This window comes from Enterococcus sp. FDAARGOS_375 (genome assembly GCF_002393265.1).
GTDB lineage: Bacteria > Bacillota > Bacilli > Lactobacillales > Enterococcaceae > Enterococcus_D > Enterococcus_D innesii.
This window is the reverse complement of the sequence record NZ_CP023515.1, coordinates 2,680,898-2,693,691: the sequence shown is the minus strand read 5'-3', so window position 1 is coordinate 2,693,691 and position 12,794 is coordinate 2,680,898. Positions and strand designations below refer to the sequence as shown.

The 12,794-nt window shown below is 42.7% G+C and carries 12 protein-coding genes and 1 riboswitch; of the genes, 5 read left to right on the top strand and 7 right to left on the bottom strand.

Annotation, left to right across the window (positions count from 1 at the left end; genetic code table 11):
• Positions 1 to 21: 21 nt before the first annotated feature.
• Both CO692_RS14165 and CO692_RS14160 read left to right on the top strand, forming a co-directional pair.
• Positions 22 to 1,317, top strand: coding sequence for a PTS sugar transporter subunit IIC (locus tag CO692_RS14165; protein WP_096742509.1), 1,296 nt, complete (start codon positions 22 to 24; stop codon positions 1,315 to 1,317).
• Between the two features lie 117 nt (positions 1,318 to 1,434).
• Entirely contained in the window at positions 1,435 to 2,526 is a 1,092-nt protein-coding gene (locus CO692_RS14160; RefSeq protein WP_096742508.1) for a DUF871 domain-containing protein, read from the top strand.
• Between the two features lie 53 nt (positions 2,527 to 2,579).
• Here CO692_RS14160 and CO692_RS14155 read toward each other — a convergent pair whose 3' ends face one another.
• Positions 2,580 to 3,215 carry a lysophospholipid acyltransferase family protein gene (locus tag CO692_RS14155; RefSeq protein ID WP_005229679.1) on the bottom strand — a complete coding sequence of 212 codons (636 nt, stop codon included), beginning with the start codon at positions 3,213 to 3,215 and terminating at the stop codon, positions 2,580 to 2,582.
• Positions 3,216 to 3,352: 137 nt separating this feature from the next.
• On the opposite strand from CO692_RS14155, the gene CO692_RS14150 reads away from it, so the two are divergent.
• Both CO692_RS14150 and CO692_RS14145 read left to right on the top strand, forming a co-directional pair.
• Complete coding sequence (locus CO692_RS14150; RefSeq protein WP_077452528.1) at positions 3,353 to 4,087, top strand: tRNA1(Val) (adenine(37)-N6)-methyltransferase; 735 nt, start codon at positions 3,353 to 3,355, stop codon at positions 4,085 to 4,087.
• The gene (locus CO692_RS14145) at positions 4,077 to 4,355 is read left to right on the top strand and encodes a GIY-YIG nuclease family protein (protein ID WP_077452529.1); all 279 of its coding nucleotides are present in this window, start codon (positions 4,077 to 4,079) and stop codon (positions 4,353 to 4,355) included. Before CO692_RS14150 ends, CO692_RS14145 begins: the two co-directional genes overlap by 11 nt.
• A gap of 82 nt (positions 4,356 to 4,437) precedes the next feature.
• Here the strand turns inward: CO692_RS14145 and CO692_RS14140 are convergent, their stop codons facing one another.
• Entirely contained in the window at positions 4,438 to 5,130 is a 693-nt protein-coding gene (locus CO692_RS14140; protein ID WP_081119131.1) for a hypothetical protein, read from the bottom strand.
• Positions 5,131 to 5,361: 231 nt separating this feature from the next.
• Positions 5,362 to 5,434: riboswitch (Fluoride riboswitch) on the top strand.
• A 90-nt stretch (positions 5,435 to 5,524) separates the two neighbouring features.
• Here CO692_RS14140 and CO692_RS14130 point away from each other — a divergent pair.
• Entirely contained in the window at positions 5,525 to 6,736 is a 1,212-nt protein-coding gene (locus tag CO692_RS14130; protein WP_086292718.1) for a chloride channel protein, read from the top strand.
• Positions 6,737 to 6,798: 62 nt separating this feature from the next.
• On the opposite strand, the gene efp is transcribed toward CO692_RS14130, so the two are convergent.
• From efp to CO692_RS14105, 5 genes are all read right to left on the bottom strand, one after another.
• A complete protein-coding gene (gene efp / locus CO692_RS14125) occupies positions 6,799 to 7,359 on the bottom strand; it encodes an elongation factor P (RefSeq protein WP_005229668.1) in 561 nt (186 codons plus the stop codon).
• 74 nt (positions 7,360 to 7,433) lie between these two features.
• Positions 7,434 to 8,372 (bottom strand): cation diffusion facilitator family transporter, encoded by a 939-nt coding sequence (locus CO692_RS14120; RefSeq protein WP_086293416.1) that lies wholly within the window; start codon positions 8,370 to 8,372, stop codon positions 7,434 to 7,436.
• A gap of 104 nt (positions 8,373 to 8,476) precedes the next feature.
• Positions 8,477 to 9,046, bottom strand: a complete 570-nt coding sequence (locus CO692_RS14115; protein ID WP_005236782.1) for a DUF2179 domain-containing protein — start codon at positions 9,044 to 9,046, stop codon at positions 8,477 to 8,479.
• Between the two features lie 349 nt (positions 9,047 to 9,395).
• Positions 9,396 to 10,157: a hypothetical protein gene (locus CO692_RS14110; protein WP_096742507.1), complete on the bottom strand. Its 762-nt coding sequence runs from the start codon at positions 10,155 to 10,157 to the stop codon at positions 9,396 to 9,398.
• A gap of 81 nt (positions 10,158 to 10,238) precedes the next feature.
• On the bottom strand, positions 10,239 to 12,692 hold the full coding sequence (locus CO692_RS14105) for a glycogen/starch/alpha-glucan phosphorylase (RefSeq protein ID WP_096742506.1): 2,454 nt from the start codon (positions 12,690 to 12,692) through the stop codon (positions 10,239 to 10,241).
• Positions 12,693 to 12,794 lie beyond the last annotated feature (102 nt).

The window sequence follows — 12,794 nt, the reverse complement described above, 5'->3', positions numbered from 1 at the left end:
AACACCTTAGGAGGATAAACCATGTTAGATAAATTCACTCAATTCATCGAGCGCCATTTGGCAGGACCAATGGAAAAACTTGGCAGCCAGCGTCACTTGCGGGCGGTTCGTGACGGGATCGTCTCAACCTTGCCATTGATCATCGTCAGTTCGTTCTTTATGATTTTAGCCTTTCCACCGCTGCCTCAAAGTTGGGGCATCTATCAATTCTTGTCTAGCAATGCCACAACGATCTTATTGCCTTATCGAATGACGATGTACATTATGAGCTTGTATGCGGCATTTGGGATCGGATTCAGTCTTTCTCGCTCTTATAAGCTTGATGGTCTTTCTGGTGGGATCCTAGCTACGACCGCCTTCTTACTGACCTTCACCCCTGTCAATATCCCAGCAGAAGCCTTGGATGCTGCTGGAACGGTCGGCTTTGTCTTGCCAATGGCCAATTTAGGGAGTGCTGGTATGTTCGTGGCGATCATCACCTCGATTCTTGCCGTTGAAATCTATCGGTTAACGGACAAATCGAAATTTAAAATCACGATGCCAGAACAAGTCCCACCTGCAGTCGCTCGCTCTTTCGAAGCCTTGACCCCTACCTTAGTCATTATTTTAGGAATGGGTGCGATCACTTACTATATCGGCTTTGACTGGCACACGATCGTGGCAAAAGTCGTCGATCCTTTAGTCAGTGCCGCAGACACCTTGCCAAGCGTGCTTTTGATCACCTTCTTGACGACCTTCTTCTGGTCATTCGGGATCCATGGTGCTTCTATCGTTGGTTCACTGGCTCGTCCATTATGGTTGCAGTTATTGGAAGGAAATACGACTGCGCTTGCTTCAGGAGATATGATTCCCAATATCGCAGCCGAACCATTTTATCAATGGTTCATCTGGATTGGTGGGGCGGGTTCAACGATTGGTTTGGCTATCTTGTTAGCGTTTCGCACCAAATCGGAATTCGGTTCAAAACTAGGAAAAACAGCCTTGATTCCAGCTATTTTCAACATCAACGAACCACTGATTTTCGGTACACCGATCGTTTTGAACCCAATCTTGATCCCACCTTTCATCATTGCACCACTGATCAATGGCGTCATTGCGTGGGTCGCTACCTCAGCTGGTTTAGTCAATGCAGTTACGGTCAATGCCCCTTGGACATTGCCTGGACCCATTGGCGCTTTCTTAGCGACTGGCGGCGATTGGCGTGCGATCGTGCTGAATGTTCTTTTGATTCTTTTATCGATCCTGATCTATTACCCATTCGTAAAAATCTACGACAAAAACGAGTTGGAAAAAGAAAATCAACCAGTCGCACAATAATGTGTAAATAACGGTCGTACGAAGCACCCACCAAGACAAACAGAAGAAGCCTTCCTCACCAGCTTTTTCCAATGCCAAGAGGTGCTTCGTGCGGTTTTTTAGAAAGAAGGAAAACCATTGAAACGAGAAATTGGCCTTTCGATTTACCCCGACCATAGCGATCCTTTACTGGATCAAGACTATTTAAAAAAAGCTGCTGCCCTTGGTTACTCTCGCTTATTTATGAGTATGCTGGAAGTCAGTGAAGGCAAAGAGACCGTCAGAAAAAAATTCTCTTCGATTATCGGCTTTGCCAAGAACCTTGGCTTTGAAACGATAGTAGATATTTCGCCTGCTGTTTTCAGTGATCTGGCGATCTCTTATGACGATCTTAGCTTCTTTGCAGAATTAGGTGCGGACGGTATCCGCTTGGATCAAGGATTTGATGGCAATAAAGAAGCCCAGCTGACCTTTAATCCATTTGGCTTGGCGATTGAATTGAATATGAGTAATGATGTGAACTATTTAGAAAATATCCTTTCTTATCAAGCCAATGAACCTTTTTTATATGGCTGCCACAATTTTTATCCCCAACGAGGCACAGGCTTAACGGATGCTTTTTTCCGCAGCTGCAGCCAACGTTTTAAAAAATACGGGTTGAAAACAGCCGCCTTCATCACTAGTCAATCAGCCAAAATCGGCCCTTGGGAAGTCAATGATGGCTTGCCAACCTTAGAATCTTGTCGAGATTTACCATTGGCGCTGCAAGGGAAACTGCTTTTTGCTTCTGGGTTGATCGATACGGTGATTATTGGCAATGCCTATGCGTCGGATGCAGAGCTGAAAGCTCTGGCGGCGATCGATCGTTACAAGCTGACCTTTGGCGTTCTCGTAGACGCAGACGCCAGCGAAATCGAACGAAGAATATTAGCCGAAACCAATCATTTTCGTCGTGGTGACAGTAATGCGTTAGTCGCTCGTTCCACACAGTCACGGGTGAAGTACCGTCCCATCGAAAACCTCCCTCATACAAACCAAGAACCTTTTGCCTATGGGGACATCGTTATCGGCAATGATACCTTTGGTCAGTACAAAAACGAATTGCAGATCGTTTTGACCCCTCACCAAGACGCCCGAAAAAACAAAGTCGGCGCTATTCCCAAAGAGGAGTTGCCTTTGTTGGAATATTTGAAACCATGGACCAAATTTGCTTTCGAATTGTTGGACTAAATCGTTAGAAAAAAGCCGCTGATCACAAAAGGATCAGCGGCTTTTCTTGCGTATTAATCTTCTCTTTTGGACTCATCGATTTGATAAACAAATGACGGATCGATCGCTTGATCCAGTGTGTCAAATGCACCTTGGATGCGCCGTTCCACTTCCGCCAAGCCCTCTTTGTCCATCTTTTTGATGTCACTGATGTCAATGGGCTCCCCAAAGCGGACAGTCACTCGCTTGCGTTTAAATAAATCCTTTAACGTCAGCGGTCCTTGATAAACAGAGGGAACGATCTTGACTTTGGCCATTTTTGCGATCAACGCCATGCCACCTTTTAAAGCCGTTGCATGTCTGGTACCACTTGGAAACATGATCAAGCTAAGATCGGTTTCCTTCAAGATTTTGACTGGCGTCTTTACCGCACTCGGTCCCGGTTTGTCCCGTTTGACTGGAAAAGCATTGGCATGGATCAAAATGAACCGTAAAATCGGGTTTTTGAACAGCTCTTCTTTCGCCATAAAACTAAATTTCTTTGGCCGAGCAGCCACTGCTAGGTACAATGGATCCCACCAGGTTCGGTGAGGAGCCACTAAAATATAGTTTTCATTTTTAGGTAAAACCTCTTTGTTTTGATAACGAGCATTGCCGTTGATCAAAAATAATACTACGCGAACCACACCGCGCATAAAGCGAAAAAACATACTCATTTTCCTTTCTATTTCTCTCCTATTCAAGTATGCAAAAAAACGGTTTAAATGACAAGCATTTTTTAGCGTTTCCCATTATTCTTAATCGTAGTATAATACATTGAAATGAATTTAGAACAGGAGTATGCTTCATGTTGCAACCGAACGAACGCATCGACCAATTGTATGCCGATGACATCAAGATCATTCAAAGTTCCGAAGTTTTTTCTTTTTCATTAGATGCTGTCTTATTAGCAAATTACGCTAGAGTGCCAAAAAGAGGTGTGATCGTTGACCTTTGTGCAGGGAATGGTGCAGTCGGTTTATTTATCAGCAAAAAAACGACCGCTCATATTTATCAGGTCGAATTACAGGAACGCTTAGCGGATATGGCGCAGCGCAGTATCGAATTAAACGACTTGCAAGACCAGCTGACGGTCTATCCTATGGACTTGAAGGACCTCTTTCAAAAAATCAAACCTGATTCCGTCGATCTTTTGGTCTGCAATCCGCCTTATTTTAAAAATGTACCGACGGCGATCAAAAACCCGAATCCCTATTTAGCGATCGCACGGCACGAGATCACCACAACTTTAGATGAAGTGATCCAAACCGCAAGCAAAGCATTAAAAATGAACGGACGGTTTGCGATGGTTCATCGACCGGATCGCTTTCTTGATATTTTGGACCATATGCGTGCCCATCGAATCGCCCCAAAACGCGTCCGCTTCGTCTATCCGAAAGTAGGCAAAGAGGCAAATATTTTATTGATTGAAGGAATCAAGGATGGTAAGGCGGATGGCTTTAAAATTGATTCCCCTCTCATTACCTATGATGAAACAGGTGCCTATAGTTCAGAAGTGAAGGCGATGCTCTATGGCTGCTGAGAATCATTATTTTTATGTCTTGCGTTGCAACGATCAGTCCTTCTACGGTGGTTATACCACAGATTTGAGTCGCCGCTTATTAGAGCACAACAAAGGGATCGGGGCAAAATATACCCGTCCTGCTAGTCGCAGACCTGTGCAAATGATTCATGCAGAAAGCTTTTCCACTCGCAGTGAAGCCACTCAAGCAGAAGCCGCCTTCAAAAAATTGCCTCGCAAAAAGAAAGAGGACTACCTAATCAGTCATAGGAAAAGCAATGTTATCTGACCAAGCCAAAAAACTACCTGCGCAAGGAAGATTCCTGCTTGAGGAAACTTCCTTGCGTGACTTAGGTAGTTTTCTTTTATGGTTATTCATTCCTATTCGGTAACGCCCATTGGGTTTGACTTTTCCCGAATTCTTTCGGGATCACAGAATCAACGGATTGATACTCGAGGGTTTCTTGGGTCTTTGGAATCGTAATTGCCGTTAAATAGTTGTTGGTTTCGGAATAGAATCCAATTGTTTCAAAGGAAGGATCCGTCAAATGGTATTGAACCCCCTGCAGTTTAGCAGTTGTTTCCTCTTCCACAAATGTCGGTTGATAGCGAGCATAGTAAATCTGGGCGCCCATTTTAAAATATACGGAGTTATGCGCAGAACCAAGATATTCAATCTCCCGTTCCACCGGTATTGCTTGATAGATCCCTAAAGTTTCAATCGCTTCATTGCTTTGGATGCGCTGATAAATTGCTGTAGTATCAGATTCGTAATATTTATAGCCTAGAAACATTTTTTCGCGGTCTCGGATATTCGGTGTGATCAGCGCATTATACGTTTTGAATTCACCATACATTTGATCACCAATAAAAAAACCTAATAGACACGTAACGACTATGCCGCCAAGCAATAGCGTCACTTTCGGGTTGCGGTTTTCTCGATAAAGCAGAACCATCAGGAACCCTAATAACGCAATCAAACCAACCACCATGAGAATTGGTAGGATCACATAGTAAAAACGCTCACTTTGCAGCCATTTTTCGCTCGTCATAAATGCAATCATTTTTTCTTCCCCTTCGATTCCTCCCTGCCCACTGTTTTTCCCTTGGTCAAACAGTAGAAGGATCGTCCTTTCATCCCTTTTCTTGTCAGTGACTCTTACGACGCACAATTCACATGTAAATTCTTATGAAATTAATTTTACCATAAGTATGTATAAAAGATAAGTATTCGTTGGATTGCTTTTCACGACCAGCATCCATTGACAAAAGGAGGGTTTTATCAGATAATATTAATGCTAATCGGGAATGAATGTCTCCCTCAGTTCTTACTGAAACCGCAATTTTGCTAATGACTTCTACCACTTTTTTTAGTGTGTAGTAGTCATTTTTTATTTTCACTCGTTCATCATAGTTGCAAGAGCATTATTCCTATTTTTTTAAAGGATCGTGATAGAAATGAAGAAACAAAAAACAACGTATTTTGAACTGGTTGCAATAGGATTGCTCAGTCTGGTGATTGGGGTGCTTGCTGGAGCCGTCGATACTTTCTTTGGTAAAATCCTACTTTCCTTAAGTGCCTTTCGTGAAAGTCATTTTTTGCCCTTGATTCTCTTTTTACCAATTATCGGTATTTGCTTTACTTTCCTGTTCCAAAAGTATGGTGACCGAAGTCCTCAAGGAATGAATTTAGTGTTTTTAGTCGGATATGAAGAAGAAAAAGACATTCCGTTGCGCTTGATCCCATTTGTGATGGTGGGAACCTGGCTAACGCATTTATTTGGAGGAAGTGCCGGCAGAGAAGGGGTGGCAGTTCAATTAGGAGCCACCATTGCCAACCGTTTAGGAAAATGGCTGCGACTAGAAAAGTATGCCAGCACCCTGATCATGATTGGGATGGCTGCGGGATTTGCTGGTTTATTTGAAACCCCGATCGCTGCGACGTTCTTCGCACTGGAGGTACTTGTCATCGGTAAATTCAGTCATCATGCACTCTTACCGACTTTGCTGGCTGCTTTCACCGCTAGTACGACTTCTCAATTGTTAGGATTAGAAAAGTTTAGTTTTGCTTTGTCACCGTCCCCTGATTTGACTTTGGCTGTTTTTCTGAAATTACTTTTGATTGGCTTACTATTTGGTATTGTTGGCGGCAGTTTTGCGGGATTATTAGAAACGATGAAACGGATCATGAAACGGCGGTTTCCTCATCCTCTCTGGCGTATCGGCATCGGTTCACTCGTACTGGTTTTACTTTTTGTCCTTTTGTACCATGGTCGTTATTCAGGTTTAGGAACGAATTTGATCAGCGCCAGTTTTGCTGATCAACCCATTTATTCTTATGACTGGCTGTTTAAGTTGGTGTTAACCGTACTGACCATCAGTATTGGTTTTTTGGGTGGAGAAGTTACCCCTTTGTTTGCGATTGGCGCCTCTTTGGGCGTCGTGCTGGCACCACTCTTTGGACTGCCTATCGAACTGGTGGCAGCCCTAGGCTATGCCAGTGTCTTTGGCAGTGCTACTAGCACTTTATTTGCACCAATCTTTATCGGTGGGGAAGTTTTTGGTTTTGAAAATCTGCCCTTGTTTGTGATCGTCTGCTCCGTCGCCTACTTTGTCAGCAACTCCTATAGTATCTATCCCTTACAAAAGTCATTGGCAGATGGGAAATGATGTACTTTTGATCCCTCATCCAGAGCAAAAGAAAAAACCGCGAACAAATCGCGGTTTTTTTCTTATTTCGCACGTTTCAAGTAGGTACCTTCAGCTGTATTGATTTCTAGCATTTCGCCTTCTTCAACAAAGTCAGGAACATTGACAACTAAGCCCGTTTCCATCGTTGCTGGCTTGCCTGAACCAGTCACAGTCGCCCCTTTGATTGATGGCTGTGTTTCAACGACTTTCAAGATCACACTTGATGGTAATTGCACGCCGATTACTTCGCTGCCGAAGAATTGGATTTTTACTTCCATATTTTCAAGAATGAATTTCATTTCTTCTTCGACCACTTCAACTGGAATTTCGTATTGTTCATACGTTTCCAGATCCATGAAGAATGCTGTATCATCCATTGTGTACAAATATTGTACAGCTTTCGTATCGATATGCGCTTTTTCAAATTTTTCTTCGGGACGGAAGGTTGTATCGTAAGTCGAACCAGTCCGAACGTCTCGTAATTTCATACGCATAACCGTATTTCCCTTACCTGGTTTGTGATGGCTAGCATCTAATACTTTGATAAGTTTGCCGTCTTGAACGAATGTCATTCCAGCTCTTAAGTCACTTGCATTGATCATAATTTTGAAATCTCCTTCACTATGTGATAATCCTTGTCTATTGTATCAAAAAAAGCTGCTTTATTCTAGCTAAATCAGTGGGAAGGTCGCACAAGTTTACGGCGTTTCTCCATATAGTGAGGGTCATACTCATCTGTCTCAATATAAATATAGACTTTTTTATCTGCCATCTGGTGTCGAATCTCGGCTTCAATCTCATTAATGATCTCATAGCCGACCTCTTCTTGTTTTGCGGCAATATCAACTTTTGCCGCAATCAAAATTTCTGCTGGTCCTAAATGCACCGTTTTAACATCAATCAAGCGATCAACATCTGGCCGTTCAAATGCTCTTTTGATCACTGCTAGATCCCGTTTTGTGACACTTTCGCCAATCAGTAGACTATAAAATTCGCGGGCTAAGAAAATGGCTGCTACCATCAATAAGAGACCAATCAATAAACCACTGAAGGCATCAAAAAATGCGTTACCCGTAATCATGGTTAAAATCGTACCAAATAGTGCGATCATTAGGCCGATCATTGCACAAAAGTCTTCTGTGAAAATAATCAGAATCTCACTATGCCGACTTTCTTTCAAAAAACGATAGATTGGTTGACGTTCCACATTCAGTTCGCGGATCTCCTTGATCGCGATCCACAACGAACTTCCTTCAACGATCATCCCGAAAATCAAAATAGCGATCACCAACCAAGCGTTACCAACTTCATGGGCAGGATGCAGCAGCTTTTCTACCGCTTCCATCACACCGAGTGCGCCCCCACCAAAGAAGAGCATCATGGCAACGATCGTGCTGAAAAAATATTTCGCTCGACCTTCACCAAACTGATGCAGTTCACTTTGTCCCTTTGTTGCCCGTTTATCCCCGATCAACAAAAAGATTTGATTGCTACAATCTACGACACTATGAATGCTTTCATTCAGCATGGCCGCACTGCCACTTAGTGCATAACCGACAAACTTACTGATTGCCACCAAAATGTTTGAGATCAAGGCAGCGATGACCGCCATCATGCCATTTGCTTTCTTTTCCACACCTAACGCTTCCTCTCATCAATAAACTCCCTGCTTTATACTCAGCTATTCTTCTCGAATGAATCATGCCTGACTAAACTCCTTCAATCAACAGGTGCTTGTTTTTTTAGCTTCGCTTCTCGGCGGCTGATTTTTTTGGTCCAAAAACCGCCTGAAATATACTTGGGTTCATAACTGATGATGAATGCTCGTTCTTCCACTGCTTTGATCGTCTGATAGAGCTTTTTCTCACTTTTTCTTTGGGAGAGAATCTCTAAAATCAGTCGCGGTCCTTCTAAGCCTTCTCCATAACTTTGTGTAACTCCGTAGCCTTCTTGTCGTAAGATCTTAGGCAAACTTTTTTCCTCATCCGTATTACTAGGCAAGATCACGGTAACCATTGTGTACCCGAGAGCCAGCTTATCTTCGATTTTGATCCCGATACTGACTCCAGCGGCATAGCCTAGCGCATAGAACAAGAGATTCAGTGGGTTATCCAAACGATCCAATACCATAGATAATCCTAAAATATAGATCGTGATCTCAATCATACTCACTAATGGGGCAATCACACGATACCCTTTCATTGTCAATAAAAATCGCAATGTATTCAATGTAACATAGGCGAGATTGATAAAGAAAATCATCGCCAGCATTTGTAAATCAACTTCCATCTTTGATTCCCCCTTGTTCTTAGCATATCAAAAGGTCAGCGAAAATTAAAATATTTGAGCAGGAGTTAACTACTAAAACACTTTAATAAAATCAATCAACCACCTCCATGAATAAAAGCACCGTTTTTTTCAAAGACACTCAGAAAATGAGTACACAATTTGCGATTCACTCTCTTTCATAATCTACAAAAACCAGTTTCTCCATCGAGTGATGCAGACCTCCGACTGTCATACATTCATTTGTTACAATGACTATTCAAAAAACCAGTTAGATTTAAGCTTCTAACTGGTTTGATCCGTATTCTTTCTTTCAATTCTGGTTCCTGCTGTTTGTTTGCTTTTTGCTAAGTTACTCCGAACGAAAATAACCGTTTGCTGAGTCCTCCCGTTGATCGTCTTCAATCATTACTTGTAAAGAACGATCTAGAACGGACCGCTTCTTATCACTATTTTTTTTGTTATTGGCGCGAAACTCACTACGAGTCATGCCCACCGATTGGGGACGATTGAATTTCTTTACCGTCGGATCATTTTCTTCTTTGACTTGGTAGGCTGCTGGTTCGTTATCAAATAACAAATAACTCTCTTGTTTTTTTGCCATTGCATCCATCAGGTCGTCAGACGTAATTTCTGGTTTTTGTTCATCAGGGATTATTGAAGCTGGGATATATTTAGGAACAAAATACGAACGACCTGAGTACTCTTTTTTTGGTGATGAAGCTACTTCCGCTCGTTCTTGTTTGCTTGTGACTTGATACGAAGAGTGCTTAGCATCCTTGCCAAAAAAATTGGTTTTTCCTGTCGGCATCTGCTCTTTCACCGGACGTTTTCCATACTGAGGTAAGTTGGCACGGTGGTTGGCGAGTTCTTCTTTTTGGCGCACATTATGTCCGCGATCCCGTTGACTTGACTGCACTTTACGCTGCAAAGATTGATTTTCTTCCTTATGAGAATGACTCACGGTATCTTTGATTTCTGTTAAAATCCAATCATCTGCTTTACTGAAGGCGGGGCGATGCTCAGATTGCAGTTTCACCCCATCTGTATCATCATACGCAGGAAAACGGAAGTGTTTTCGTTTCACATCTAAATAATTTGCCACTGTACTCATCCTCTTACATGCATTTTTTTCATCATACCACAAATAAAAGAGAATTTCACGAAAGACTACACCATTTCAACCGAAGTCACTTCAACTGTTCCCCAAGGGAGGCACTGACTCCGTCAAGCTTGCCGCATTTGGTTCTTTGATATGGGCAAATAATGGATCGATCTGCCAAATATCTGCTGCATAATTTCGCACCGTTTCATCCGCTGAAAACTTCCCAGCATTCGCAATATTCATTAGACTGATTTTTTGCCAGCGATGGGTATCTTGATAAGCAATATCTACCCGATGCTGTGCATCACAATAGGCGTGGAAATCTCTTAATAAAAAGTACTCATCATTATATTTCAAAAGTGAATCAAAGATCTCGCGACCTTCTACTTGGATATTCGGGATCGTCCCATCTATAAAGGCATTGACTACCCGTTGTAATACTGGATCTGACTCATAATACGCATAGGCAGAATAATTACGCTGGGCGTAATACTGATACACTTCTTCTTCCGTTAGCCCAAAGATCGCAATGTTTTCATCACCGATCGCATCTCGAATCTCAATATTCGCACCATCTAAAGTGGCGATCGTTACTGCCCCATTCAGCATTAATTTCATATTACTTGTTCCCGATGCTTCTTTTGAAGCCAACGAAATTTGTTCACTGACATCCGCTGCTGGAATAATTTTTTCTGCCAAAGAAACGTTGTAATTTTCTAAAAAGACAACTTTGATTTTGTCATTGATGCTTTCATCATGATTGATCAGATTCGCCACTTCATTGATGACTTTGATGATTGATTTGGCATAGTGATAGCTTGGTGCTGCTTTAGCGCCAAAGATAAAGACTCTTGGATGAAACGTTGCAGTCGGATCGTCTTTGACCTCAAAGTAGAGCTTCAAGATGTGCATGAGATTTAACAATTGTCGCTTGTAGGCATGTAGTCGTTTGATTTGCACATCAAAGATTGCTGTTGGGTCAACTGTGACACCAGTCGTATGTTGAATGTAACGAGCCAGCGCTCGTTTATTGCTCATTTTTGCTTCGGCAATTTGTTGTAGAACGGTTTCGTCCTCATAATAGTTTTTGAGCAGTTGCAGGTCTAATGGATCATTGCGCCAGCTTGTACCGATGGACTGATCCAGCACTTTGGCTAATGGTTGATTGGCTAGCTGAAGCCAACGCCGTTGCGCGATGCCGTTGGTCTTATTGTTGAAACGGGCAGGATAAATAAGATAAAAGTCATGGAGTACCACTGATTTTAGTAAATCAGAATGGAGCTTGGCTACGCCATTGACACTATGGCTGCCGATGATCGCGAGATGTGCCATATGGACTTGATCATCAATAATGATTCGCGTCCGATCCAGTAAGGCTTGTGGATGAACCCCTTGCATTCCTTCGACAAAGCGCCGATCAATTTCTTTAATGATCTGATCCATTCTTGGCAAAACTTCTTCAATCATGCGCACAGGCCATTTTTCTAAAGCTTCCGCCATAATCGTATGGTTCGTATAACTCATGACTTTCACGGTGATCGACCACGCTTGTTCCCAAGCAAGACCTTCTTCATCAACTAAAATGCGCATCAATTCTGGGACGCAAAGGGCTGGGTGCGTATCATTGATGTGGATCGCTACTCGTTCACTCATCATGGCCAAAGGTAAATTCAATTTTTTATAATAACGGACGATACTTTGGATCCCTGCAGATACAAAAAAGTATTCTTGCATCAGCCGAGTCCGTTTGCCTGTCTCATTGGAATCATCAGGATACAAGACCGCTGTCAGATTTTCCAATGCTTGGCGCGATTCTAGTGTGGCATAGTGCGCCTCATCTTCTGCAGGGACCTCAACACTCCATAAGCGCAAGGTGTTGAGATGGTGATTTTGATAGCCAACCATTGCTGTATCATAAGGAACCGCCCGCCAGGTAAAGCCACCTTCATAGACTGGGGCTAATTTTCCGTCCTCTCCGGTAACGAGATAGACCTGTCCGCCGAAACGAATTGGCACCGCCTTGCTTTCTTTGCGGACTTCCCAAACATTCCCCGAACGCAACCAATCATCGGGCAATTCTACTTGATGACCGTCAATAAATTTTTGTTTAAATAATCCGTAGCGATAGCGAATCCCATTGCCATTTCCCGGCAAACCTAAAGAAGCTAATGAATCCATAAAACAAGACGCCAAGCGACCCAGGCCCCCGTTGCCTAAAGCCATGTCTTTTTCTGTTTCCGCAACATAGTCAAGTGAAACCCCTAGCTCTTCAAAAACGGCTTCTGCTTGCTCCAACAGCTGCATATTCAACAGATTGCTCTTTAACATTTTGCCGGGTAAAAATTCGATAGAAAAATAATACGCTTGTTTTTGATCCTCCAACAAGAGATTTTTTCTGGTCTGGCGCCAGTCTTCTGAATACAATTGCTTCACAACATTGGCTAGTGCCTGAAACAATTCCTGCGGCGATGCTTCATCGATCTCTATCGCAAACAGTTCGTGCACGTTGGTTTCTAGCAGTTCACGCAATCGTTCTTTTGTCATAGGGTTACACTCCTTTATGCTAACCGTTTATAAAAAAGAAGAATTCTTGCCGCCAGAATGGCTAGTCATACAACTAACCGTTCTGTTGCAGACAAGGATTCT